The sequence below is a fragment of the Pseudomonas sp. NPDC087346 genome (assembly GCF_044744235.1).
Lineage (GTDB): Bacteria > Pseudomonadota > Gammaproteobacteria > Pseudomonadales > Pseudomonadaceae > Aquipseudomonas.
On sequence record NZ_JBIUXX010000040.1, the window covers coordinates 24,946 to 48,835 of the forward strand.

Genomic DNA, 23,890 nt, shown 5'->3' on the forward strand with positions numbered 1-23,890 from the left:
ATCAATCCTCCCGGTCAGCGCTGGCGCTCAACCGGCCCCAGGTGTCAGCAATGAACAACAGGTTGGCAAGCTGTTGCTGAAGCGCCTCGCCGTCCATCTGTGGGAACGCTTCAGCAAGCAGACCGAGCGCCTCTGAGTCATCGCGGGCGCGCTGTAATGCTTCAATGAATGGCGCCACGGCGTGCTCGGCCTGTTGTTGCAACACCTCGGCGGGCAAACTGCCAATGGCCTGATCGAGGGCGATCTGATCCAGGAGCGGCCGCACAGTCGGTTCGGCAAACTCAGGCGATTCGGTGGTGGCCACCGCCTCATTGATATCGCCGTCCTGCAGGTTGTAAGTGCGTTTCCAGTAGGCACTGGTGAACTTCACCCCGGACTCGGTCAACGCCTTATCGCGTTGGGCCAGTGTCCTGTCGATTTCCTCCTGTTCCCACAGTTCGTACAACGGCGCCACGACATCGGTGCCGAAGTTGAGGTCGACGACCAGGCGAATACAGGCGTTCAATGACGCGGCGACAATACCCGCGTCACCGTCGCGAATGTCCTTTGCAACTTCGGCGCCAGCTGTCGCGCTGGCGCGGTTGCTGTCTTTCTCTGTGGTCTGGTTTTGCCCGAGCATGGCTACGTTGATTTCACTGCGGCAGTATTCCAACAACTCGCGGTAAACATCGGCGCTGCCGGCCTTGCCGGCGGCTTCGATGATCTGCACGCTGGAGTCGTCCGGGATGGCGGCGACAGCGTCTTGCACCATGGCTTCAAGGCTGTCGAGCAGCAAATCAGTTTCGCTATCGGTGGCACCGCGTGGGTGTTTACCGATAACCCACGGGCTGCCGTACTTCTCCGTGAACTGGACCCAGAACTTCAAGCCACCTTTCATGAAGGTCGCCGGCCAAAAGCACATGCTCAGGTCTGGGAAGCCGTAGGGGTTGGCGTAAGTTGCGTCCTGCCTGGCCACGATGAAACGCTGCGGGTCGCACAGTTCGCCGTCTTGGCCGGCCTCTTTGGAGCGGAAGCGAAGTTCGTTGTCCTTGTCGTAGAAAAACCACTCGGCCGGTTTGCCGAGCAGGTCTTCTGGAACCAGGTTCATGCCTACCGGCTGCCACATCAACTCAACGGGCTGATAACCAAACAGCGGCGCATCGAGCAGCTCGCGAATGATGCGATCCAGATCAAGGTCAGTGAGCCAATCACGGATAAAATTCTCGACCTTGATTGGCGCGACGCCGCGTTTGATACCGCGCTCCAGTGAGAGCACAGAGGCCTTGCGGCGTCGGACATTGCCGCCTACCAGCGCCGAGCTGCGCAGGTCGCGGTAGACCGTAATGTCTTTGCCCTGGGCTTTGAGGATTGGGTCGGGATTGGGCAGGTTGGCGCCGCTAAAGCCGCCCGCGCTGGATCGCCCACGAGTGGCAATATGTTGGTTGAGCGTCGAGCTGCGCTTGGCGTCGGCGAAGCTGACGAATTCGGTGGGGCTGACCCACAAGCCTCTCTTGTTCATGCGTACCCCTGAGTGATGCGTCTGCCCTGACGAGGGCGGCGTGATTTGACCGATACCGGGCCGGAGGTGACTTCCAGCGTGGCAAAGTTGGCCAGTGAGCCGGCCCCCGCGAAGTCGCCGTGGCGGTACAGATCCGGGTCTTTGAGGTCTTGTGAACGGGCCTTCACGATCATCGGGATGCCGTCCACCGTCTCGATGGCGCGCACGTCCTGGTGCAGGTTGTCGTCCTGGGGCATGGTGATGGTGTTGTCTTCAAACAGTCCGACGAACTTCGGCATCCACGCGCCGTACCAGGCCCGGCTGATTTTGACCTGTTTGATGAGGTTGTGGCCGAACTCGTCGGCGGTCTCTTCGGCGAGCGTTTCGCCGTTGCCCGAAGCATCGAGCGCCGCGCCGCTAAAGCGAGGCAACCCGCGCAGGGTGTAGAACAGCACCAGCTTCTGCTGGCGCGCAGGGACACGGTGCATCTCTACGACAAAGGGCACATCCCGGTGGCGGGACTGGTCGACCGACATCGGGCAAGCGATAGAAAAGTCACGGTGGCGGGCGTAGTCCATGCCCAGGTAGTGGCGCAGATCTGGAGCGAGCTGGCTTACCAGCGGCGCCAGATTCCGCTGTATCCAGTCCTCAACATAGGCATCGCGGCGTTGAACGGGCTGCTGGGTAAAGTCGTCTTGCAGCGCCAGGCGCAGTACGATTCGGCCGGGGCGCATGGCCTCATCGATCCATACGCCGGGAATGCACACACCGTTGCCGTCGCGGGGAATGGCGTCCAGCTCTTCGCGCATCTGCGCCTTGCGGGGGCCGTAGGCGTTGCGAATCTTCTTGTACCAGGCTTCCTTGTCCTCTGCTGTGGCCACCTTGCCGGCCATGTAGCACACGCGCTCAAACAAACCGTTGGCCACGGCATCGTCAAAGGTGGCCCGGTAGACTTCGGCGCTGTCGCCATAACGTTTGTCCCGGATGTCGTTGACCATCTGGTTGAACGCGTTGCCCTTGCCGTTGTGCGTACTGATGATGACGATTCGACCGCCCCAAATCAGCAGCGCGGTGGCGGCATCGAGCACGGCCGACACGTCACGGTGAAACGCGGCTTCGTCGATGATGACCTTGCCCTGCAAGCCACGCACACCGGCCGGGTTACTGGACAACGCAACGATCTTGAAGCCCGAGGCGTATCGGATGCGGTAGGCGTTGATTTGCCGGGTGTTGCCCGCGTCGTCCTGGTCGTCGAACAGAAACTCCTCGATCTCGCTGACGCCCGACGCCTGGGCCTCCGCCATCACCCGACTGAACTTGGCGCAATAGCCAATGAACTCCAGGCCTTTTTCCTTGGTGTCGCCGATGTAAAAGCAGTCCATGCCGCCCGCAGACTTTTGCGAAGCCGCGGTGATGACCGAGTCCAATGCCTCGGCGAAGGTAATGCCGGTGCGTCTCCCTTTTTCACAGAGTTTGATTTGTGCATCGATACCCAGCCATTCCGACTGGTGGGCCATCAAGATGCCCTCATCCAACGGGTTGTACCCCGACGGAATTTCCCGGACGCTCGGTGGAAGCTCGTCCCACTCGATGACGCGCAGTGTGCTGGCAGAGGGTTTCATCGCTTCACGCCCAGGAATTTCTGGCGCCAGAACAGGGCTTGATCTTCGGTCATGCCTTTGGCTTTCACGGCGCTATCCAGCTCTGCGGCTTGTTCCTGGAGCAGACGTTCGCGGGCCGCTTTCTCGATGACCTGACGCTCCTTCACGCTCATCGTCCGCGCCTCCATGGTGGCTTTGGCTGCGCGAGCCAGCGCCGAAACTTCGGCGATGGTCACCTCGTCCTTTTCATGAGCGCCCATGGCTGCTTGATAGGTCAGTGTCGAGATGGCTTCCACCAACAGCACGCCGGTTTTGTCCGAGGCATCCTCGCCGAAGGCACCAACAAAGACTTCGGCCATCTCGCGCTGTTGGCGAACCTTGCTTGTCAGTTCGTCGAAACCGAGTTTAAAGCGACCCAGCGCACTGCGGCTGGGGGCTTTTTCGTTGGGAAAGCGCGCCTGGATATCGGTCAGCATGTCGTCCAAAGTCATGCGGTCTTCGCGCAACAACTTTTGGATATAGGCCTTGACCATCGACGGCAGACGATTGATGGAGGACTTGCCCGCCATGGTTATGCCCCCGGCCGTTTGATACCAGGAACGCGAGCACGCCCGGCAGCAATGTCTTGGCCGCGCTCGCTGAGCGTGGCCACCAGCACCGGGCCGACATCGGCAACCGTCAGAGCGCCTTGTTCGGCCAGCCAATGCAGCTCGGTTTTCACCTGGTCACGGCTGAGTGTGTGACCGTAACTGTCCAGCGCCATGGTCAGTACGGAGCTGTTGGCGCGATAAGCCGTCATCTCGACCAGCAGGCGCAGGATCACCAGGCGAACGTCCTGGCGGATAAAGTCGGCGTATTGGCTCATGTTTTTTCTCGCAACAAGTAATCATTGATCCGATCCAGCGAACGGGCTAAAGGGCCAAGCGCATCCTTGACCCCCGACAGTTCGGCACGTACGGCTTTCATGTCGCCTAACAGATCGGTCACGGCCGTCTGGTCTGGAAGGTGTCGGACGTGCTCCTCCAGGGCGACGATGCGGGTGCGCAGCTCCAGCAATTCCTGGGCGCTGGCGGCCTGGCGTTTGGTCATCCATGTGTAGATGCCGAGTACCGTGAGGATCAGCCACTGCACGGTCTGGAAACCGAAGTTCAGTTCGTTCAAGTTCATTCAAAACCCCAAGCGGCCAAGTGTTCCAAGGCGTCTATGCAATCAAAACAATGTTCGGTACCAGGCTCCGCCTGGCGACGATTTTCGGGAATGGCGTCACCGCATTCCTCGCAGCGGTAAGCCGAATGGCCCGAGCGCCGCTGCAACCCGCTGTTGCGCACTCGCAGTACAGCCTCATCGATGTCGTCTTCTTCTGTAGCGTGTTCAGCTACATCCATAGGGCTTCAGTCCTTTTCTTGGAGATCCAGCAGGGCATTGAGTTGGGCAATGTTGGATCGGGCCCACACGCCGTAATCCTGGGCGTGGGCAAGGATGTCGGCGGGAGTGACGCCGCTTTCCAGTAGTTCGGCGTCAGTGCCGGTGGCGGGCCAGGTCGCTTTTTCAGAAGTGGTGGTAGCGGTGCCTGATCCTGAGGCGGGCACACCAAGTGCGGTGTTGTAGTCGCGCAACCAGCCAGCAGTGAACACGCAACGAGGGATAGGCTCAGCAGCAGCGCCAGGCGCGGCAATGTATTGGGTTGTGACATGGGGAATGCGCTCCTGGAGCTGGCGTTTTTCTTCTGTGAAACGGTCGACCGTGGCATACAGCAGGGCCTCGGTTTCGGTGGCTCGGTTGACTTGCTGCAGCAGCTGCACACGGTTGGCGGTTTCGACGGCCAGCGCCTGTTGCGCGTGAGTGCTCTTGAGGTTTGCCATACCGGTGGCGCCCAACGATTCGGCATAACGAAACCCGAAGCCGTAGGCCACTGAGCCCACTGCCGCTGCACTGAGGGTGCAAGCCAAAGCCACCGCAGTCAGGCGAGCCGGTAACGGCCAGACAAGCTGTTCAAGCGCGCCCATGACGATGCCTCAAGCGATTGCGTGATTTACGTGCGCGGCGCTTGGCCGCTGTGATGCCGGTCTTGCCATGGGAGCTTGGAGGCATGACGCTGGATCTGATCCAGGTGCCAGCGGCTGTACTGGGAATGGTCCAGCGCCAGGCTCCGAACAAGCCCGCCATCAGCGCCGTGAAGGTTCGACCAAACAGATTCAGTCTCATGGCTGAACCTCCTGATCAGGGCCTTGTTTGATCAGGCGAGCGACGAACAGCAGCAGGCCCAAACCGCTGTTGAACGCGGCATAAGCCCTGGGTGAAAGCTGCGCCTGCCACAACGGCAGCAGCTCAAGTTGAGCGAAGCCAAACAAGGCAATCAGCACGCCGAGTTGGACGCTGTAGAGTTTGTAGCAGCATCGCCAATCGCAGATCAGTTTCATGCGGGGACTCCCGCACCGTGCTGGACACCACGCTCGATGCCGGCCAACGCCAGCCCATCCGCGATGACTGACTCGCCGTACCACTGACCGCCTGGCAGTGGACCTGAGCCGTTCTCATGGTGGATAACCGCCAGTAACAAGGCGCGCATGGTGTCGTACTGATACACGTCGACGCCTTCAAAGTCTGGGTCGAGACCCATGGCACGGGCGACTTGCAGCGTGTAGGCCTTGGTGTCGTTTTCCGAAGCTGGGGCCCACCGCTCAATGATCTCGCGCACGCTGTCGATCCGACTGCCATCAGCGGCCAGACGCTTGTCCTGGTAGGTGATCAGTACACGGGCAATAGCCCGAATACCCCAGCGTGGGCCATTGAACTGAACGAAGTTGGTATCAGACTGAGCAACGGCCATGCCTTGCCAGCGAACGCCCTTGGCATGACGAATGTTGCCGGGATTGAAATTGCGGATACCGCGAGGGGTTTCGGGTCGCATGGGACGCCTCCTGTAATGGCGCCGCCACTTTCGGACGCCAGAAATACACACGCCGCCATGATGGGCGGCGTGGTACAGGAGGGCTTTTAATCGAGTTTAAAGAGATTGCTGGCCTGGTGATATTTACGTTCTGTTTAACTAAGCCCAGCCTCGGCTGTGTTGAAAGATCTCTACGGTAGCGATGCTTTCTCGATACGCATAAACCATAGGGCCGTACTTACGTTCGACTCGTAAGAACAGAAAGTACGGCACTATCATCCCAAACAAGATGGTTGCCGCGAGCAGGATTGGATAGCCAAGAACGATGCCGGAAAATAGCTCTATGAGAAACGTCAACGCACCTAAGACCATCCACCCCACGATGGGATTGAATATAGTTTTTCTGCGAGCGTCCTTCAGGCGTTCGCGCAGATGAATGAGTAGGTCTGCCACTTGCTCGCGGCTTTGGCTGGTCAGATCACCCACGCCATAGTTATGGATGTCGCCGCCAGACACTTGTCCCACATCGCCATTGAATGACTGATTTCCCATATTTGCACTCTTAGTTTGTTTGGCACAACCATTCAGTCACAGCCTTCGCCTGACTAGCATCTGCCATTACCGTTGCGATCTTACGAGCCCACCTGACTCAGCTTTTACAATGGGCTGGCTTGGGTTTCGCAACGACTTCTTTGGTCGCGGGATCAACAGTAAAGACAGTGAGGCACTCCCGACCACCACCAGTTTTTTGCTTCAGATCAGCATCGCTTTCTGCATCTGCCTTCGCTGAAGTCACAGGATTAGCAGAGTGAAGGCAGTCATCTCGCTTCTCCTGATATTCATCAAGAGCACCTTTGATCGAGCCAGGGATTTTTTCAATACCTCCGTTGTGAGTGGCAGCCAGTTGGGCATTCCACCAAGTACGAGAGGAGTTGCCCGCCGCGAAGCAGCTGCCTAGCGGTTCAAAGATAGTGTTGCCAAACTCGCTCTTACCGGAATCCACCAACGAGGAGATGTACTTGCTGTGAGCGCTAACGGCAGCTAGATCACCACTCTTTAATATGGCAGCTCCGTCAGTCATGGCTTTGCTCAGGGCATTCATTTGCTTGGTCGCTTGCTCAAACGACTCTGCGCTTGCCGCCTTGAAAGGCTCCGCGTGAGCAGTTACAGCCATCGCCAATACCAACACGCTAAAAATTTTTTTCATCGACCACACTCCCTGTACGAATAACCCATTAACTTGCAACCAGACTCTAAAGCTTTATCAAAACCAGATTCCACCGACCAGAACACCAAAACAAAACAAAGCAGCTGCATGCTGTTTATGCGCGACCAAGAACTCTCTGATCGAGATTACTCTGGGCGTGATTTGAGTCACGTCTAGCTGTCTCGTAGGTTGAAAGCACTGAACATACTCCAACGTTTGTTGAAGCTGCGATTTCTGAAGGTTTTTGAGCTGAGTGCGACCGAAGCTCAACTCACAGAAATTGTTCATCTCGGCTTTCGCATCCTTCTCCGCTATAGCCCGCAAGACCTTGCCCACTAGGCGGCGTTTGTCGGCTTCTTCTTGCAGAAACTCAAGCCTTGCTTTCATCACATTTCGCGCATCGACAAACTGCTCGGCAGTGATCTCGCTAATCGTGGTTACTCCGAGCTGAGCATGCACGCTGCGCCAAACATCGCGAGGGTCATCGCCCAGTTCCTCACATCTGGCGCGTATTTCATGCAACTCCTTGCGCTGGGCTGATACCAGCCCCCGCGCCTCAGTTTTGTCCGCAAGATTAATGTTGATGCCGTAGTTGTTAATGTCGCCTTCGGCCACTTGACCTACACCACCATGGAAGTCCTGGCTCATGGTTATTTCTTCCCTTTACTACCGCCGACATTGAACGTGACGCCCGATTGATTGACCGAACCGTGAATGTACTGGCCAACATCTTTGAAAGTCTGCTGCGTATTTTCGTCTGACGACTCCCCCAATAACACCCGTAGCGCAGCATCTTTAAGGTTCTGAGGACTGGAGCGAAACCGTTCTAGCACCAAGTGCTCCTCAACAGAGGACACAGAGGAGCGCACACCTGTAAGGATGTACTGAACATCCGCTCCAGCGTTGGCAAAAGAAAAAAGAACCTCACCGCCTGGTACTGCTAATCCTCGCTCGTAACGCCCCCAAATCTCTCTCGATACACCGCACTGTTCTGCTGCGCCAGCCTGATTGAGGCCGAGTCGCTTCCGTTCAGCTTTGAGCCTTTCCGTAGAAAGAGAATAAAAGTTCACATAAACCCCTTGATTATGAGAACTAGAGTTCTCATAATCAGCCACACAAACACTAACCATCTTTGCATCACAGGAGCCACCACCATGGCCACCCATGCCAAAGCCCTAACCGCCGACCAGGTGAAAGAAAACTTCCGCCAAGTCGGCAAAACCATCACTCAATGGGCCATCGAAAACGGTTACACCCGTAATGAGGTGTACCGCGTACTCAATGGCCAGGCCAAAGCCCACTACGGCAAAGCTCACGATATAGCGGTGAAGCTCGGCCTTAAGCCCTCCGTAGCGTTGGCAGCGTAATGGCTACTTTGCAACGGAATTCCGGCGAACGTCCCGTGCTGCGCTCAACTGATCGCATAGCCATGCCAGCGTCTGCATTGCCTCGCTTTCTATCGGTTGCCCTGGCCAGCGAATTGGTCGCAAAACCTGATCAATGCGTTCAGGTGCTACCAGTCCTTCAACCTCAAGCATCGCAACAAGGCGTAACCAGCCTTGTGCCAGAGCATTCACCTGCGCTTCCAGCTTTTCAATTCGGTCGGTCATATCTCGTATCCATGTCGGCGAATGTACCCGAAAAGATTGCACCTGGAGTAATCCTTTTGCCTAGTTGCAAACGCGGGAATTGTTTGGAAATGGTTCCGCCGAGGGCTTTCCAATGAACCGTCGTCGCTGGAAGAACGCCCAACCGACTTCCCTGCGCCATGCAATGGAGCTGTGTAAGGACTTCGCAAAGGAGGCTCACAACAAAGGCGTGGAACGCATCGCCGATGAGATGGGGGTCACCGATCACTGGTCGGTTTACAAGTGGCTGCAGACTGGTCGCATGCCGGCCAATTTTATCCTTCCTTATGAACGGGCCTGCGGTTGCGACTTCGTCACCCGCTGGATCGCGGCTAGCTCGGGGCGTCTGACCATCGTCATTCCCACCGGCCGCAAGTGCACAGCGCAGGACACTCAAGCCCTGCAGGAAATGCTGACCACCGCAACCGGAAAGCTGTTGGCCTTCTATGCCAACAACTGCGAAGCCGATGAAACCCTTGCTGCCATTCAGGCGGCGATGGAGGGACTTGCCTGGCACCGGGGCAACGTCAGCCAAACCCAACAGCCACAACTTGAACTGGAGGAGCAGCCATGAGCCGTACCGTCTCAGCCGCTGCACGGGTATTGCGCGTCCTCAAGGCGCTGAAGGGCCACACGGTAACCGGCCTCAGTAATAACGAATTAGCTCAGTTGGCCAAGGACAGTCCCAGCAACATCACCCGCGCCATGCAAACCCTGATCGAAGAAGGGCTGGCGGTGAAGTTGGATAACGGACGATTCGCCCACTCAGTAGGCATGTTGCAAATCGCCCAAGCCCATGCCGAACACATGGCCAGGCTGACTGACCGGATGCAGGAAATTAATCAACGTATCGCTGCTGGTTCAATGAACTAAGGGGAGAAATATGGGACGCAAACTACAGGAAGTCGCTGAGGCAATTGATCTGCCCGCACTGGATGGTGCTGCACTGACTGCTGATCAGAACATGATGACGACGATGCTGGCTTCGCACAGCGATGAGCGTGACATGGTCAATCAGCTGCTTGGCCAAGCACAAATGGCAGATTCAATTGGAAAATTTACCGCGACGGTCGCGGTTTCCAAGATGGCTTATGTGAAAGAAAACAAGCTCTATCGGGCGTTGGCAGGTATGCATAACCGCGACGGTCGCGGTTTAACTGGTACGTGGGAGGAGTTTTGCTGCCTTCTTGGAACCTCGGCGCCTAAGGTCAACGAAGATATAAATAATCTTCGTCAGTTCGGTGAAGACGCGCTCGACTCAATGTCCCGCATGGGCATCGGATACCGCGAAATGCGACAGTACCGACGTCTGCCTGAAGATGCACAAGCCGCATTAATCGAAGTTGCCAAAGCCGGTGACAAGGACGCGTTTGTTGATCTCGCCGAAGAGATCATCGCCAAGCACGCCAAGGAAAAAGATGAGCTGACTCAGCGCCTTGATGAGACTAACGCCGACTACGAAGCGCAAAGCGAAGTCATGGCGAAGAAAACCGCCGAACTGGACAAGACCAAGCAAGAGCTGGAGAAAACCCGCAAACGCATTCAGTCGATGCCTGCCGATGAGGCCGCGAAAGAATTACGCCAGGAAGTCGCAGCCGTTGCATACGAAGCGGAAGCCAACATCTTGGGTTCGTTGCGCGAAGGCTTCACCAAACTGGAGGCGCACGCCGCAGAAAGTGGTGAAGACCATCGCACCTTTAAAGCTGCTCTGATTCACCAACTCGAAATTACCTTGGCATCGGTGCGCAGCGAGTTTCACCTGCCCGAACACCAGGGTGACACCCCGGTATGGCTGAATCAGGCAGAGGCTTAATTTATGAACCCAGTACAGACCCAGCAACTGGCGCAGATCGCCCTGCGCGCCGACAACGCACCGCACGGTCAGCGTACAGCCGTCTACAAGGCGGGCGCGGCTGAACTGGGTGTTTCCCTCCAAACACTTCAGCGCAAGCTGAAGGAGGTCCGAGTGGCCAAGCCGCGTAAACGTCGCAGTGATGCAGGTAACAGCGCCTTGCCGTTGGAAGAAGCACGCTTGATATCAGCCGTACTCCTGGAGTCGATCCGCGCCAACAACAAACAGTTGTCCACTATCGAGCGCGCAGTTGAACGGCTGCGCAGCAATGGCTTGATTGCGGCTGGTCGAGTGGATGAAGCCACTGGCTTGTTTCGCCCATTGACCAGCGGCGCTATCAGTCGGGCACTTCAGAGTTACAAGTTGCACCCGGAACAACTGTTGCACGACGCACCTGCGGTATCGCTGGCCAGCAATCACCCCAACCATGTTTGGCAGGTGGACGCATCGATCTCGACTCAGTTCTACCTCGCCGACGATGGAGCGCGGGTAATGAATAAGGCCGAGTTCTATGACGGCAAGCCGGGGAACTTGAAAAAGATCGAGCGCCAGCGGCTATGGCGGTATGTGATCACCGATCACACCAGCGGCACCTTGTACCTGGAGTACGTGCTGGGCGCTGAGTCGGCCGAGAACCTTTGCAACGTGCTGATCAATGCGATGCAGAAGCGCCATGAGTCAGATCCGTTTCATGGCGTGCCCTGGATGCTGATGACCGACCCAGGTGCTGCCATGACCAGTGGCATCTTTCGCAACCTGTGTCGTGCCATGTCAATCGACTTGATCATCAACCAGGTCGGTAATGCACGGGCCAAAGGCCAGGTCGAACAGGCTCACAACATTGTTGAACGTGAGTTTGAGAGTGCGCTGAAGTTTCAGGCGGCAAACAGCCTGGAACAGATCAACACCTGGGCGGGCCAGTGGATGCGCTACTACAACGCGACCGCGATTCACACCCGCACACGGCGCACCCGGTACGGTGTGTGGCAGTTGATCAAGCAGGAACAGTTGCGCTTGGCTCCGAGCATTGAGGTCTGCCGGGAACTGGCGGTCAGCACGCCGGAGTACCGCAAGGTCAGCAACCTGTTGCGTGTTTCGTTCCGTGGCGCTCAGTTCGATGTCAGCTCGGTACCGGGCGTAATGGTCGGTGAGAAGCTGCTGATCACCCGCAACTGCTGGCGCGACAAGGATGCTGCCATCGCAGTCTTGATCGGTGAAGACGGCCGCGAAAACTACCACGTCATCGAACGGATTGAGATGGACGAGTTTGGCTTTGCCGAAACCTCGGCAACGATTGGTGAGCAATACAAGAGCCATGCCGAAACCCCGGCTCAGGTATCGCGCAAGGTGTTGGAACAGCTCGCCACCGGCACCAGCAATCAAGCCGACGCCGAAGCCGCTCGCAAGGCCAAGGCTGTGCCGTTCGGTGGCCTGATCGATCCGCACAAACACGTCAATGACACCGTGCTTCCGTCGTATCTGCCTCGTCGCGGTACATCGCTAAACGTCAATGCTCCAACCGTGGAGCACGCACTGTTGACCCATGTCGAGGCGGCAAAGTGGCTGCAACCACGCCTGGCCAATCTCTGGTCCGCCGAAAGCTTCAGCTGGCTGCAACAGAAGTACCCGGAGGGAATTCCACAAGAGCGGCTTGATGCCATTGAGGCTGAGCTGAAACGACCTGTTGAGGTCATGCGCAAGCCGTTCAGCCTGGTGTTGGCTGCGGTTGGAGGTGAGTGATGTTGAAGCTTAAGCAAATTTTACAGGGGGTGGGCCGCCCTCAATCGGCCTTAGCCGAGTCGCTGAGTCTCAGCGGAGCCACGGTGGCCCAGCTGCTGAACCACGGCCACTGGCCGCGCAGCCTGGACTGCGACGAACTGCAGGGGCGCATTCGTGTGTTTCTGACCGAATCCGGCGCCAACGATGCCGATATCGCCAACGCCTTTGAAGAAGTGGATCTGCCGTGCGCCAACACGGCAGATCCGGCCCTTAAAAAAGAGCCGTCCGGGGAGGACGAACCTATGTTACTGCCTAAACAGACCTTGCAGCCAAATACCCGCAAAGCCTTCAGCCTGTTCCGCGATCCGTTTGATGAGCTGCAGTGCGCCCAGGACATGTGGGTTAGTCCAGACATCCGCTATGTCCGCGAGATCATGTATCAGACTGCTCGCCACGGCGGGTTCCTCGCGGTCGAGGGCGAATCTGGTGCAGGTAAAAGCACTCTTCGCCGTGACCTGGTGAACCGTATTGCTGAGAACAATGACCCGGTGATCATCATCGAGCCCTATGTCCTGGCTTCCGAAGACAACGACACCAAGGGTAAATCCCTGAAAAGCACTCACATTGCTGAGTCGATGATGGCGGCTGTCGCCCCACTGGCGAAACCCAAGAGCAGCCCTGAGGCTCGCTTTGCTCAACTGCACAAGGCTCTGAAAGAGTCGCATGCGGCCGGTTACCGCCACTGCCTGGTGATTGAGGAAGCACACAGCCTGCCGATCCCGACGCTGAAACACCTCAAGCGCATTCTGGAACTGGAGGTCGGGTTCACCAAGCTGGTCAGCATCATCATGATCGGGCAGCCGGAGCTGGGTGTGAAACTCAGCGAACGCAATGCCGACGTCCGTGAAGTCGTTCAGCGTTGCGAGCGCGTCACCCTGACGCCCATCGAAGGCAGCCGTCTGGAAGAGTTCTTGAAGTTTCGTTTTGACCGGGCGGGCAAAGCACTCGGTGAAGTTATTGATGCCACCGGCATTCAGGCAATTGCTGCACGACTGTCTCAGCCGAGCCGACGCGGCGTTCGCGACGAGACCGTTTCGCTGCTGTACCCGCTGGCTATCGGCAACCTGATGATCGCAGCGATGAATTTAGCCACTCAATTGGGTGTGCCAATGATCACCGCCGATGTCGTGAAGGGGGTGTGACATGGTCGCATTGCACCTGGTACCACCGCCAGCGGCGCAGCCGCTGAGCATTCTGGCCGAGGCTTTCTCCGAAAAACTGTCGGCCTTCAACGATCTGACTCGTGACATGCGCGAAGCCAGCATCGTAATCAAAGCTCTGGCGTTTCCAGACAACAAGATCTTTATCGATCCGGCCAGCGTCGAGGTGTTCTCGCGGCGCTTCGGTCATGAGTTACGCGCAATGCGTTACTCGCCTGCGGGGCGGTTTACCTGCAACACCGTGAGGCTACGTGGCGTTGATGTCGCTTGGTACAGCTTGGTGAAGGAGCAGGACCAATGACTCCATCCCACTCCACATCAGAGCACGTCATTCGGCTAGCTGATTTTCTGGATGCCTTTGACCAGGCGCTGTCGGTGAGGCCCTTTCTGTGGCTTGAAATTGGTTACAACCGAGTGAGTGATTGGATGATCACGATCTACGACAAAGCCGGTGGTACTGAACGCGTGCTTGTTCAAGTGAGCGGCATGGGTGCTGAAGAAACGTCCCAGCGAGCTGCGCGGCAACTCCAAGCTCTATTAAAGGAAGAGAACCATGACTGATACCCAACGCAACACGGTGCCAGCTGGCTTCTGGCAAGATGCCCAGGGACGACTGGTGCCTGAAAGCTTGATCAAGCCCATCGACATCGAGCGGGATCGTCTGGTACGTCATCTGGTGGATCGCGCCAGCGAACTCAACACCGAACTGGTCGACTTCAAGGCAGTCGCGTTTGGTGACATTGAGGCCTTTATCGAACTGAGCGCCGAGCAGTACGACATTAAACTCGGCGGCAAGAAGGGTAATGTCACTCTTTATAGCTTCGATGGCCGCTTCAAAATCCAGCGTTCAGTGCAGGAGTCAATTGCGTTCGATGAACGTCTGCAGGCTGCACGCGCTTTAATCGACGAATGCCTGCGCGACTGGACACAAGGTGCTCGGCCAGAGGTAGCCACCCTGGCCAATGACGCATTCCGCACCGACTCCCAAGGTGAGATTCGTACCGCTCGGGTGCTTGCGTTGCGCCGTCTGGATATCAAGGACGAGCGTTGGCAGCGCGCTATGAAGGCAATCGGCGAAGCATGCCAGGTGGTCGGCTCCAAATCCTATATCCGCGTCTATGAGCGGATCGGCGACTCGGATCAGTACCGCGCCATTAGCCTCGATATTGCGGGGGTGTGAGATGGAAGAGAACCGCACCCTCGACAAGATCAAAAAGTGTCTGGAGATGGCCAAGTCCAAAACCAGCAATCCACATGAGGCCGAGATCGCTCTGCGTCAGGCCCATAAGCTGATGGAGCTGTACAACCTGGAGATGGGCGATGTGCTGGCCAGCATGGCTGGTGAAGTCAAGATCGCTGCGGGTTCTGAAGGGCAGCCGCCGACCTGGCGCGTACGGCTTGCGCATGTCTGCGCTCATGCTTTCGGGACACGCATGCTGATCACCCACAGCTGGTACAGCGGTGGTGGTTTCATCTTCGTTGGTTGTGCTGCGGCGCCAGAACTTACCGGGTATGCCTACGAGGTGTTGGAGCGGCAATTACAGAAGGCTCGGCGAGACTTTCTCGCTCTGCCACCACAGAAGCGGTGCAAGCGCTCCACGAAGGTGGCAAGGGGTGATCACTTTGCCAATGGTTGGATTGATGCCGTGTATCACAAGGTCGATGAATTTGCCGGTGTAGAGGACAACGTCGCAGAGGCAATCGAGGCCTACATGGCCAAGCATCATCCGGATCTGGAAAAGGCGGATCTCAAACGTCGCAAGGTCAAGGCGCGTGATGAGGGCGCATCAACAGCCGGTTACCAAGCAGGTAAGTCGGCCCAGTTGCATAAAGCTGTGAACCATCAGCCACGCGCACTTCTGACAATGGGGGGATGACATGAACACTATGACGTCTTCCAATCCAGACCGACTGCGTTACATCAAGCTGATTCATGTTGCACGGCGCGAGCTGCGCATGGATGACGACACCTATCGAATGATGCTGGCTGGAATGAAGGGATTGGACGGCGCGACATCGACCGCTGACTTGAGCGTTCCAAATCTGGTGAAGGTTTTGGAACAGCTCAAGCAGCGGGGCTTTAAGGTTCGTCCAAACTCGGCAGGAAAGCGGCCTAAGGCCAACGACGAGCAGTCCAAGAAGATCCGTTCACTGTGGTTGACGCTGCATGGTCTGGGTGCCGTCCGCGATCCTTCCGAGGAAGCTCTCGGTAAGTTTGTGTTGAACATGACAAAGGTCTCCGCACTGCAATGGCTCAACGCCGTCCAGGCCAGCCGAGTCATTGAAAACTTGAAGCAATGGCAGAGCCGTGTGACCAATAAGGAGGGTGTATGAAAGAGCCCAGCAGCACAGCAGGTGAGCTGCTCCAGACCTTGGCAGACCATGTTGCCCAGTCAGCGAAAGAAACACTTCACGTCAGTGATGAACTCGCCGAAGCACACGGTATTGAGGTAGCCATGCAGATGGCTACGGTTTGGGGCGGACAGCAGCTGTACATGCCGAAAGGTATTCACGTACAGGCTTCTAAACTGCATCAACAGATTTTTGATGAGTGGAAGGGGCGCAACCATCGTGAGATCGCCATGAAGCACAACATCTCGCTGGCGTTTGTTTACAAGGTGGTTAAAAGGATGCGACAGGCAGTAATCGCTCGTGACCAGGGCGACCTGTTCACCACCCAGCTGGATGAGTAGACACCGGAACAAAAGAGCCTCACCTGCCTACACTGCACCCCGGTCACCAGCAACAGACCGGGGTCATATCTAATTGCACTGGCTGCAACTCAATTACAATCCCCATACCACCATGGACCATCGAATCCCGGACTATCTCGGGTTTACCTCACAGCTACCCTGGTATTTATCTCAGTCCTAAACACGCTCGCGTCTCCGCCAACTCGATGGGGTCCCCCTCCTCCCCGATGTCGACTTCCCAGCGGTCAATTTCATCGCCGTAAATGTAGCGAGCCGACAACTCTGACAAGTTTGCTGCAGAGCCAGCTGTAGTGACATACAGCGATCCGCCCTCAAACTCCTTGGTGTCCATCGTGTTAACTGCATCACGACCGGTCGCGATTCGCTCACGTAAAACAGGAGTGGCTTTGATGGTCTTTCCGATCCGTGATGACACCCGTTTGGCCAGGCCTAAGCTGGGTAGCAAGGTAAGGATATTTGACGGTGCCATATGGATCAGCCCACCGATCCAGTTCAGCGCAATCTGGGTTTTCATTAACTGCGAAGCCACCATAGTGACTACTCGTTTGCTGCGATGTGCCGGCGACAGGCAACGCATAGGCTCGCGAGCATATGGGGTCCGGGAGGTGCGGTACCGTCCAGGTTCAGCAGCACCTGTGTCTCGCGGAATGCGCATGTATTCGTCAGCCCATTGATCTACCCACAGCTCAGGCTCTGGGCGCAGGCCACGGAAGTACGCCGCCCGGTAAACCTCGGCACCGTCTGCAAGTTTGGCGTCCATAGGATCAGTTCCCGAGGGTCAAGGCGTGGCTGAAGTCTTCGGCAGACAGGCGCTCAGCCTCTTCAAGCGCTTGTCGAATCTCACCAAGCAAGTGCTTTTCAATGTCCCAGGCGCTGGTCATAGCCGACAACACGGGGGCGAGTTTGGGTGGCAAGCTCAAAAGCAAATCACGAGTCATGCGCCCAGTAGCAAAAGCAGCTTCGTCGACGACTTCTCTATCAACCAACTCACCGGTGATTTTTTGAAGGTCAGCTTCGGCCCTCTCAGCCTGCGCAAGAGCCAACCGTGTTTTAGCCTGGTGATAGTCCGGCGTAGCTTGAGGGGCGGGAGTGGGAAGTGCGGGAGCGATCCATGGCTGCTGGACCGATGTAGTGGCGACCGGTGCGATTCGGGTACCCGAATTGCTGCGCGCTGGATCGCCCGTCATTTCTAAATACTGATCGGTGGCTTCGACATCGATCTTGCCATCCGAGGCGTAAATCAATCGGCCTTGCTTGGCCAGTTTGCCGACGTACTGGCGGGACCAACCTTTGCTGGCCGCGTATTCCGTTCGGCTCAAAACGGTCATGTAAACCTCCTGTCAACCTAGGGCCGTCAACCTCTGTCAACCTCTGTCAACCAACGTGAAAAAACCGGCCAGTCGCAAGATCCCGCGGGTTTCCGACCCCGTACCCTCCGAATAACCCCAGGGTCCCCGGCGGTTTCAGGCCGGTCCGCCGCCATTCGGCGGGACATCGCACACGCCAAGCCGCTTGGCTGCCCAGCGTTCGTACAAGCCGATGGCAACGTCTGCACCGGCCATTGCCGTGAGACAACCCAAGGCGCCCGCCGTCCAGAGCGACATGCCCGCCGCGATCATCAGCATCATTGCCGAGACTCCGCAGACAATGCAGGCACCGGATCGAAGCGCAAGCCGACGCATCAACGCCCAGCCCCGGGCACCATCCTTGTCTGCTCGCCACATCTCACCGGATACGCCGCCGACCAGAGCCAGGACGATCACCAACCAGATCGGCATTTCTGCCAGCGCTTGCTGCTCATTTGTCATGTTGTGCCTCAAGTGAAGGAGCATGCCGAACACAAAAAAGAAAACCCCGCCGGAGGGCAGGGTTTCCAATGTCGCGGCATACGCCAGGACGAAGTGCACAGCACGTGCTCGGGGAAGCGCCAAGGCGCAGAATCCATATCGTGGGGACTTTTTACCCCCTGAGTACGGAACCGAAAAGGGGGCATTTTCGGTTATCCAACTTGACGCAACTTTGACGCAACCTTGAGGAGACTTTGAGGTAAGGCGCCCCGACCAACGGTAAGCCACTTACGTGCGTCCTTGCGCTCGGCCAGCACCTCAAAGAGTCGGACATGAAGGCGGTGCACAAGATCGTAGTAGGTTTGCTTCGCCTTTGAGACGTAGCCCAGCTCGTGCATCTGCGCTGCCCATGTCGGTGTAGGGTCAAAGCCATAACGCATAACCGCCAACTGTTGCAACCTTTCACCCCGACCATCTTGCCGGGCAATCTCGGAAAGGGCGGCACCAATTTCCTGCGCAATTGCATCTGGACCCGCACCACCGCCGAGAAGGATCCGAGAACCGGGTGTGCCCCGCGGCGCACAACCGCCCCACTCCATGATCGTCGCCATCGGGCTACCCATGCCTCCGGCTTCACCGCCGTGTCGGCATTGCTCGCCCCAATGTTTCAGCAACAACTCCATCGCCTCAATCATTGCTCTGCCCCCGTAAAACCCAACCCGACACAGAAAAACCGCAACCCGACACAAACCCAACACAGATAAATCCCTTTAAATTCAATGCTTCCATCAAACTTGAGTTGAGTGTGTTGGGTTTGTTGGGTTTGTTGGGTTTATCAGTCTTCGCATAAGAAAAAATTCCTTCCGTTGAATTCGTTGCAAAGAACGTCATGCATGCGCGTGCGCGACACAAAACCCAACACACCCCACACAACACCCGCGAAGGCATGTATTTCGGGCGCTCAAATTGTGTGGGGTATTCAAAATCAACCCGACACACACTCAACACACCCAACACACTTTTGAAAATAGTCATGCTGCAAGCGCCTTGATGTGATCCCAGCTGTCCACGTGCCAGCCCGCCAGCTTGGCCTTGGCCCGCCAGTTTTCCACCTGCTTGCCCAGCTCTGCCGCCTTGAGTGATGGGGGCAGGGAAGCATCCAGATCCACTGGAAAGAAAAAAGCGCCGAAGCGACGGTTATTGCCGTCAGTCCAAGGAATTGCTCGCGATTTATCCACCTCGGAACTGATGAACAGAGAGAACTTCGTCTGACTCATCACGTGCTCTTTGTTGCGCTGGCACCATTCGAGAAACAACGAATAAAGGTCGGTCGATAGACACGGCCCCCAAAGACCATGGCCCAGTTCACTGTACTTCCACAGGTGCAAGAATGTTTGCCAGCCCGCCCTACTCAAGGCCACCAAACGCTCACGCGCTTCGGTCGATGGTGGCCGCGTGCGCTGGTTGAAGTCCCCTAGATCGACCGACAGTAACCAACCGTAGAGCGCCGCCACCCCACCCTGTTCCAGCTCACGACCAATCGCCTTTTGCCGGGCTACTGGCAGGGTCTCCATAGGCCACATGACTAGCATTCGCCGATCACTGTCGCTGATTGGCCACGGAAGAATCTCGTTGCTGAGAAACACCGCGTTCATATGGTTGGCTTCTTCCCAGCCATTAATGAATTTCGACTCCATCCGCACCGTTTTACCAGTGATCAAGTGCTTGATCTTGCCCACCTGGTTGTAACGTTGATCGCGACTGACAACCTCTTCAAAGACCGACCACAATTTGCGGCTTTGCCACGCATTGAAACTGCTTTCCAACTGCGTCTGACCAACAGTCGCCGCGTATTGGCCGTATAGCATGCCGAGCGCGTCAGCGAACAAAAGGCTCTTGCCTGAACCTTCCATAATCGAATGCATCAACACAGCGGTGTCCATCTTGGCGCCCAAGTGCTGCAGCGGATACGCCAGCCAGCGAGTTAACCAATCGGTTGCGGCTTCATCATGGTTACAAAGAAATGAGATCAGCCAGCGCAGGTTTGCACAGGATGCGTCATCCCTCACTGGCTCAAGCGGCAACCCGTCAAAGGTATTGATGTACACCGCTGGATCCTTCGTCATTGTCGGATCAAACACAATGTGTTCAACGTCAACGGTGCGCCGCTCGCTGCTGTTCAGCCACAACGGGTAAGTGTCACCCAGGGCCATTTTCACCGCGCCCTCGGCTATACGCCGCTTCTTTTCGCGATCCCAAACGTCTTTGGTGCCATCAATGTAAACGTAGCGATCGGTTGGAGACATCCCGAATGCGCCGCCTTTCTTCCCAGCCATGCGGCGCGCCTGCTCGATGTCGCGAACATGGTCGTCAGATATCAGCCTCTTTCCGGTGTCGTCCAACCAGGCTTTGGCCAGAGGCTTGCCCACACGAGCTTCGAAGGCCGACTTCTTCATTACCTTCGATTGGTCGCAATCCCACACGTGCGTGGTGCCCTCGACCAACGCAAAACGACGAAGAATGTGGTCCAGCGTTATGACCTCCCCCGCCCCCCCGTCAGGAGCAGGAGCGGCCTCGCTGGACAGACATGTTTCGTCGGAGATCGGTCCGCTCAATTCACCCGATGGGGTCGGGGGAAGATCATTCGGATCTGGACGGGCGGCGTGTTGCATGCCCAACATTCGCGCAGCATCCTTCACAGCCTTCGACTGGTCGCCGCCGTGCTCGAGTAAGCAGAACACTTCAAAGGCGTCGTTCTGATGTCCGTTCGCGAGAGGATCAGCACCGTGGTGCGAGTAAACCTTGCCCTCACTGATCGTTACCCCTGGCAGACCGGTGCTGCTTTGAGGGTACAGCCACTTATTGCCTCGCTTGATGTACCCATGGGCGCGAAGAAGCTCCGCAACATCGTGACAACGGTTGAATTCATCAATTACCGAGGGCCGTTTGCCGCCACCGAGTGCAGGACGCTTTTGGGCTTTGACCGGTGGCTTCGGTGGCGCAACCGCCCATGGACACGCAGCTTCAGCATCTCGCTTAAAAAACTCCCAATTCTGCCAAATGGTAAGCAGCTCGTGGGTCAGCGTCGGCAGCCCCTCAGTAGCACTTGGTGCGGTTTTCCAGATATAGGGTTTGCCGGTACCGGGATGAATCGAGGGTGGGAATACGTCTTGCACCAATCCCGCACGTAATTCAAAGACCGTGAAGCGTTTGAACGGCTCGGCTTCTTTTCGTGCAGCAGCTTCTCCTGCTATATCACCCTGCTCTTTCGCGGCCTTGGCCTTGTCCATCAACCCTTTGAAAATCGTACCGTCAGGGTCTTTTTCATTCGGCCATGAAAGTGAGTGACGCGTGAGTTCGATGCCTTCCGGCACCTTGAACACCACCCGGAATCGCAGGGGATTCCCGACGATGGTTGGGAACACCACTGCCATCGCATCAAGATCAAGACCCAACAGTTCATACAGAACATGTCGCGTCCATTGAACGTCATCAACATCCAAGGAACAAACGCGGCTCGGCCCCAATACGACGCCAAGATTGTGATTTGGGTTTCGTTGCCAGAACGCCTCGGCCGTCTCGGCGTCGGTGATATAGCCTCCGGGCTTATTCCACCCTAGGCCTTTCGGAGCTTTTTCACCTGGATCAATCGATACGAGTGCCAAGTCAAAAGTACTGATGTAACGCTTTGCCCATGTAGCGATGGCTGTTCCTTTGCCCGATTCACTCATCGCCGGGCCTCCCGCAACTCCTGACAAGAGACGCAGGTCTCGCAACCTTCAACCTTCTGCTGTCGAAGCAACGGGATTGGTTCGTCGCAGTCGTCACAGAACTGCGCGCTGACGCGGCTCGATGGCACGCGGCGATTGCGATGAATAGCAACATCAAGCAGGTATTGCGCCTGCTCGTTTGCGCGGTCGATATCATCAGCCATTGATGCGATCCTCCATCGCCTGACGAGCACCGGCCATGATGCCAAGGACTTCGCGAATCACATCCATCCCGTACTTTTCGAGATCCACGACTTCATGAAGCTCCCAGACGTTGTCCGCCGCGCCGTCGTGCATCTTGGCCACGAATTCACCGGTTTCCCCGAGTAGCTTACCAACCGCTTTCAAGGCATCACGGGTTGCCGGTACGGGCACGGGCCGGTACCAAACCGCACCTGCTGGACGCATCAATGCGTCCAGCAGGCGTGGATCAGCGGTTAGCCTGATCACTTCCTCAAGCTCATCTGGATTCAGCCAGCGGCGTTCTTCATCGAGCTTGAGTTTTTTCTGGAGGGTGTCGTTGTCCAACACCATTTCAAAGGCAAGGGCGGTAATTCCGCCCTTATAGTCACGACCAGCGCGATAGATCGCTTGGCGTAGAGGCAGGACCGGACCAGCGTCCGGCAAAAGATCTGTGCGACTCATAACCGTAAATCCCCTATTTACGGTGTAGCCATAGCTCAGGGTAAACCCTATCCTACGACCACGACCGATGTGCATGTGCTGTGTATCGTCGTAGCTGGGCTGGGGGATTCTTTGGTGAGAGGCCCCAGCTCAGCACCTTTTAAGCTGCCGACTTAAGATCGGCCGCTTCTTTCTCTTGGGTGTATAGGCATTCGATTGCCTTACCCGTTACGTACCGAACATCTGCACCTTTCGCGGCGCGATTGATCGTCGGCTGTGTTGTTCCTACGCGATCTGCAATAACTCTCTGGGACAAACCAGACCGCAGCAGCTCCGCAAGCATTTCTTGGATAGTCATATCGTTCACCGATGCGCTTTCGCATTGGTCGCCACAATACACAAACGTATTGAATGATTCAATACACTCGGCGATACGTTTTTGAATCAAGGCAGAGAAAAAGTGATCGGAGACCGCATCGCCCAACGCATGCAGGAATTGGGGCTGTCAGAAGGCGAACTCGGCCGACGCTCCGGCGTTCCGCAACCGACGATTCATAGAATTGTGACGAACGCGGTAACCAGCCCACGCCATGAAAATATCGAAAAGATCAGCAAAGCTTTGAAGGTCAGTAGCAACTGGCTTTGGAAGGGAGGCGAACACAAAGACCCGATGATTGATCAGGGCGCTCCATCTGCGAATGAGACCAACGTTGAACCTGGGCCAGCTATTAAAGGCTACGTCCCTCTCATCTCATGGGTTCAGGCAGGCGCATGGTGTGAGATTGAAGACGTTAGGACCCTTGATGATGCAGAGATATGGCTGCCATGCGCCGCTTCCCATAGCAGCCAAAGCTATGCCTTGCGAGTACGTGGACTATCCATGTTCAATCAACATGAACGTCGATCCTTTCGAGACGGAGACATCATCTTTGTTGATCCCGCGAAAGATGCGGAAAATGGTTCTCTTGTGATTGCGAAGCTCATGGATAGCCAAGAAGCAACTTTCAAGCAATTGGTGATGGAGGGCAGCCGCCGGTTTCTGAAACCGCTGAATCCAGCATGGCCAGAGCCGATCATTGAGTTAGGGGCCGACGCAATCATTTGTGGCGTAGTATTTTCGAAGCTAGAAATTTTCTAATACATAACCCCAAAACAGGCCCGCAGCGATGTGGGCTTTTTTTGCATCGTGAAAAAATCAATTCAAATACGTATTGACTGAATCAATACGTATTTGTATCGTTTGCATCGTAAATCTCTCACCAAAGAGTACGAACATGCAAACAACACAGCACAGCAACACTCGTTGCCCGGTGTACCTACACCCATCAGCTTGCACTAACCCAGAAGCCGTGAAAGAGATTCAAAAACGCACCGGCCTACTGGTAATCGTCGCGCCTGGCA

General features: G+C 56.5%; 35 protein-coding genes and 1 pseudogene. 13 read left to right on the forward strand and 23 right to left on the reverse strand.

What is annotated here, in order from left to right:
* Position 1 precedes the first annotated feature (1 nt).
* The 14 genes from ACIOZM_RS21475 to ACIOZM_RS21540 all read right to left on the reverse strand — a co-directional run bounded on the left by ACIOZM_RS21475 (position 2) and on the right by ACIOZM_RS21540 (position 8,290).
* Positions 2–1,498, reverse strand: coding sequence for a DUF935 domain-containing protein (locus ACIOZM_RS21475; RefSeq protein WP_401216926.1), 1,497 nt, complete (start codon positions 1,496–1,498; stop codon positions 2–4).
* The gene (locus tag ACIOZM_RS21480) at positions 1,495–3,099 is read right to left on the reverse strand and encodes a hypothetical protein (RefSeq protein ID WP_401216928.1); all 1,605 of its coding nucleotides are present in this window, start codon (positions 3,097–3,099) and stop codon (positions 1,495–1,497) included. The genes ACIOZM_RS21475 and ACIOZM_RS21480 overlap by 4 nt, the downstream gene beginning before the upstream one ends.
* Positions 3,096–3,647 carry a phage protein Gp27 family protein gene (locus ACIOZM_RS21485; protein WP_401216930.1) on the reverse strand — a complete coding sequence of 184 codons (552 nt, stop codon included), beginning with the start codon at positions 3,645–3,647 and terminating at the stop codon, positions 3,096–3,098. The genes ACIOZM_RS21480 and ACIOZM_RS21485 overlap by 4 nt, the downstream gene beginning before the upstream one ends.
* A gap of 2 nt (positions 3,648–3,649) precedes the next feature.
* A complete protein-coding gene (locus tag ACIOZM_RS21490; RefSeq protein WP_401216932.1) occupies positions 3,650–3,943 on the reverse strand; it encodes an ArsR family transcriptional regulator in 294 nt (97 codons plus the stop codon).
* Positions 3,940–4,245 (reverse strand): DUF2730 domain-containing protein, encoded by a 306-nt coding sequence (locus ACIOZM_RS21495; RefSeq protein ID WP_401216933.1) that lies wholly within the window; start codon positions 4,243–4,245, stop codon positions 3,940–3,942. Before ACIOZM_RS21495 ends, ACIOZM_RS21490 begins: the two co-directional genes overlap by 4 nt.
* Positions 4,242–4,463, reverse strand: a complete 222-nt coding sequence (locus ACIOZM_RS21500) for a TraR/DksA C4-type zinc finger protein (protein ID WP_401216935.1) — start codon at positions 4,461–4,463, stop codon at positions 4,242–4,244. The genes ACIOZM_RS21495 and ACIOZM_RS21500 overlap by 4 nt, the downstream gene beginning before the upstream one ends.
* Positions 4,464–4,469: 6 nt before the next feature.
* Positions 4,470–5,084: a lysis protein gene (locus ACIOZM_RS21505; protein WP_401216936.1), complete on the reverse strand. Its 615-nt coding sequence runs from the start codon at positions 5,082–5,084 to the stop codon at positions 4,470–4,472.
* Positions 5,071–5,283 (reverse strand): hypothetical protein, encoded by a 213-nt coding sequence (locus tag ACIOZM_RS21510; protein WP_401216938.1) that lies wholly within the window; start codon positions 5,281–5,283, stop codon positions 5,071–5,073. The genes ACIOZM_RS21505 and ACIOZM_RS21510 overlap by 14 nt, the downstream gene beginning before the upstream one ends.
* A complete protein-coding gene (locus ACIOZM_RS21515) occupies positions 5,280–5,498 on the reverse strand; it encodes a hypothetical protein (RefSeq protein ID WP_401216939.1) in 219 nt (72 codons plus the stop codon). Before ACIOZM_RS21515 ends, ACIOZM_RS21510 begins: the two co-directional genes overlap by 4 nt.
* Positions 5,495–5,989, reverse strand: coding sequence for a structural protein (locus ACIOZM_RS21520; RefSeq protein WP_401216941.1), 495 nt, complete (start codon positions 5,987–5,989; stop codon positions 5,495–5,497). Before ACIOZM_RS21520 ends, ACIOZM_RS21515 begins: the two co-directional genes overlap by 4 nt.
* Before the next feature lie 138 nt (positions 5,990–6,127).
* The gene (locus ACIOZM_RS21525; RefSeq protein WP_401216943.1) at positions 6,128–6,520 is read right to left on the reverse strand and encodes a hypothetical protein; all 393 of its coding nucleotides are present in this window, start codon (positions 6,518–6,520) and stop codon (positions 6,128–6,130) included.
* A 97-nt stretch (positions 6,521–6,617) separates the two neighbouring features.
* Positions 6,618–7,175 carry a hypothetical protein gene (locus ACIOZM_RS21530; protein WP_401216945.1) on the reverse strand — a complete coding sequence of 186 codons (558 nt, stop codon included), beginning with the start codon at positions 7,173–7,175 and terminating at the stop codon, positions 6,618–6,620.
* A 57-nt stretch (positions 7,176–7,232) separates the two neighbouring features.
* Positions 7,233–7,823 carry a hypothetical protein gene (locus ACIOZM_RS21535; protein WP_401216947.1) on the reverse strand — a complete coding sequence of 197 codons (591 nt, stop codon included), beginning with the start codon at positions 7,821–7,823 and terminating at the stop codon, positions 7,233–7,235.
* A 2-nt stretch (positions 7,824–7,825) separates the two neighbouring features.
* On the reverse strand, positions 7,826–8,290 hold the full coding sequence (locus tag ACIOZM_RS21540) for a helix-turn-helix domain-containing protein (RefSeq protein ID WP_401216948.1): 465 nt from the start codon (positions 8,288–8,290) through the stop codon (positions 7,826–7,828).
* Positions 8,291–8,329: 39 nt separating this feature from the next.
* Between ACIOZM_RS21540 and ACIOZM_RS21545 the strand changes: the two genes are divergently transcribed.
* Positions 8,330–8,542 carry a DNA-binding protein gene (locus tag ACIOZM_RS21545; protein WP_401216950.1) on the forward strand — a complete coding sequence of 71 codons (213 nt, stop codon included), beginning with the start codon at positions 8,330–8,332 and terminating at the stop codon, positions 8,540–8,542.
* Positions 8,543–8,545: 3 nt separating this feature from the next.
* Here the strand turns inward: ACIOZM_RS21545 and ACIOZM_RS21550 are convergent, their stop codons facing one another.
* Positions 8,546–8,785, reverse strand: coding sequence for a hypothetical protein (locus tag ACIOZM_RS21550; protein WP_401216951.1), 240 nt, complete (start codon positions 8,783–8,785; stop codon positions 8,546–8,548).
* 112 nt (positions 8,786–8,897) lie between these two features.
* On the opposite strand from ACIOZM_RS21550, the gene ACIOZM_RS21555 reads away from it, so the two are divergent.
* The 11 genes from ACIOZM_RS21555 to ACIOZM_RS21605 are packed head-to-tail and all read left to right on the forward strand — an operon-like array spanning position 8,898 to position 16,287.
* Positions 8,898–9,377, forward strand: a complete 480-nt coding sequence (locus ACIOZM_RS21555; RefSeq protein ID WP_401216953.1) for a hypothetical protein — start codon at positions 8,898–8,900, stop codon at positions 9,375–9,377.
* A complete protein-coding gene (locus ACIOZM_RS21560) occupies positions 9,374–9,676 on the forward strand; it encodes a helix-turn-helix domain-containing protein (RefSeq protein ID WP_401216955.1) in 303 nt (100 codons plus the stop codon). The genes ACIOZM_RS21555 and ACIOZM_RS21560 overlap by 4 nt, the downstream gene beginning before the upstream one ends.
* A 10-nt stretch (positions 9,677–9,686) precedes the next feature.
* Positions 9,687–10,616, forward strand: a complete 930-nt coding sequence (locus ACIOZM_RS21565; RefSeq protein ID WP_401216957.1) for a hypothetical protein — start codon at positions 9,687–9,689, stop codon at positions 10,614–10,616.
* Between the two features lie 3 nt (positions 10,617–10,619).
* On the forward strand, positions 10,620–12,395 hold the full coding sequence (locus ACIOZM_RS21570; protein WP_401216958.1) for an integrase: 1,776 nt from the start codon (positions 10,620–10,622) through the stop codon (positions 12,393–12,395).
* The gene (locus ACIOZM_RS21575) at positions 12,395–13,576 is read left to right on the forward strand and encodes an ExeA family protein (RefSeq protein WP_401216960.1); all 1,182 of its coding nucleotides are present in this window, start codon (positions 12,395–12,397) and stop codon (positions 13,574–13,576) included. The genes ACIOZM_RS21570 and ACIOZM_RS21575 overlap by 1 nt, the downstream gene beginning before the upstream one ends.
* 1 nt (position 13,577) lies before the next feature.
* Positions 13,578–13,895: a hypothetical protein gene (locus ACIOZM_RS21580; RefSeq protein WP_401216961.1), complete on the forward strand. Its 318-nt coding sequence runs from the start codon at positions 13,578–13,580 to the stop codon at positions 13,893–13,895.
* Entirely contained in the window at positions 13,892–14,155 is a 264-nt protein-coding gene (locus tag ACIOZM_RS21585; RefSeq protein ID WP_401216962.1) for a hypothetical protein, read from the forward strand. Before ACIOZM_RS21580 ends, ACIOZM_RS21585 begins: the two co-directional genes overlap by 4 nt.
* Positions 14,148–14,774, forward strand: a complete 627-nt coding sequence (locus ACIOZM_RS21590) for a DUF3164 family protein (RefSeq protein ID WP_401216963.1) — start codon at positions 14,148–14,150, stop codon at positions 14,772–14,774. The genes ACIOZM_RS21585 and ACIOZM_RS21590 overlap by 8 nt, the downstream gene beginning before the upstream one ends.
* A 1-nt stretch (position 14,775) precedes the next feature.
* On the forward strand, positions 14,776–15,471 hold the full coding sequence (locus tag ACIOZM_RS21595) for a DUF2786 domain-containing protein (protein ID WP_401216965.1): 696 nt from the start codon (positions 14,776–14,778) through the stop codon (positions 15,469–15,471).
* Between the two features lies 1 nt (position 15,472).
* On the forward strand, positions 15,473–15,928 hold the full coding sequence (locus ACIOZM_RS21600; protein WP_401216967.1) for a gp16 family protein: 456 nt from the start codon (positions 15,473–15,475) through the stop codon (positions 15,926–15,928).
* Positions 15,925–16,287, forward strand: coding sequence for a Mor transcription activator family protein (locus tag ACIOZM_RS21605; protein WP_401216968.1), 363 nt, complete (start codon positions 15,925–15,927; stop codon positions 16,285–16,287). Before ACIOZM_RS21600 ends, ACIOZM_RS21605 begins: the two co-directional genes overlap by 4 nt.
* A 187-nt stretch (positions 16,288–16,474) precedes the next feature.
* Here the strand turns inward: ACIOZM_RS21605 and ACIOZM_RS21610 are convergent.
* From ACIOZM_RS21610 to ACIOZM_RS21645, 8 genes and pseudogenes are all read right to left on the reverse strand, one after another.
* Positions 16,475–17,068, reverse strand: a pseudogene (locus tag ACIOZM_RS21610) (phage terminase large subunit family protein); the annotation flags it as partial.
* 4 nt (positions 17,069–17,072) lie between these two features.
* Positions 17,073–17,636, reverse strand: a complete 564-nt coding sequence (locus ACIOZM_RS21615; protein ID WP_401216969.1) for a hypothetical protein — start codon at positions 17,634–17,636, stop codon at positions 17,073–17,075.
* Positions 17,637–17,771: 135 nt separating this feature from the next.
* A complete protein-coding gene (locus tag ACIOZM_RS21620) occupies positions 17,772–18,116 on the reverse strand; it encodes a phage holin family protein (protein ID WP_034156347.1) in 345 nt (114 codons plus the stop codon).
* Between the two features lie 191 nt (positions 18,117–18,307).
* The gene (locus ACIOZM_RS21625; protein ID WP_401216970.1) at positions 18,308–18,790 is read right to left on the reverse strand and encodes a hypothetical protein; all 483 of its coding nucleotides are present in this window, start codon (positions 18,788–18,790) and stop codon (positions 18,308–18,310) included.
* Positions 18,783–19,130, reverse strand: coding sequence for a hypothetical protein (locus ACIOZM_RS21630; RefSeq protein WP_401216972.1), 348 nt, complete (start codon positions 19,128–19,130; stop codon positions 18,783–18,785). Before ACIOZM_RS21630 ends, ACIOZM_RS21625 begins: the two co-directional genes overlap by 8 nt.
* On the reverse strand, positions 19,127–21,826 hold the full coding sequence (locus ACIOZM_RS21635) for a DUF5906 domain-containing protein (protein ID WP_401216974.1): 2,700 nt from the start codon (positions 21,824–21,826) through the stop codon (positions 19,127–19,129). The genes ACIOZM_RS21630 and ACIOZM_RS21635 overlap by 4 nt, the downstream gene beginning before the upstream one ends.
* Positions 21,823–22,029: a TraR/DksA C4-type zinc finger protein gene (locus ACIOZM_RS21640; RefSeq protein ID WP_134785633.1), complete on the reverse strand. Its 207-nt coding sequence runs from the start codon at positions 22,027–22,029 to the stop codon at positions 21,823–21,825. The genes ACIOZM_RS21635 and ACIOZM_RS21640 overlap by 4 nt, the downstream gene beginning before the upstream one ends.
* Positions 22,022–22,510 carry a phage regulatory CII family protein gene (locus ACIOZM_RS21645; RefSeq protein WP_119427029.1) on the reverse strand — a complete coding sequence of 163 codons (489 nt, stop codon included), beginning with the start codon at positions 22,508–22,510 and terminating at the stop codon, positions 22,022–22,024. Before ACIOZM_RS21645 ends, ACIOZM_RS21640 begins: the two co-directional genes overlap by 8 nt.
* 418 nt (positions 22,511–22,928) lie before the next feature.
* Here ACIOZM_RS21645 and ACIOZM_RS21650 point away from each other — a divergent pair, with 418 nt between their 5' ends.
* Positions 22,929–23,627, forward strand: a complete 699-nt coding sequence (locus ACIOZM_RS21650; RefSeq protein ID WP_241662888.1) for a LexA family transcriptional regulator — start codon at positions 22,929–22,931, stop codon at positions 23,625–23,627.
* The last annotated feature ends 263 nt before the right edge of the window (positions 23,628–23,890 follow it).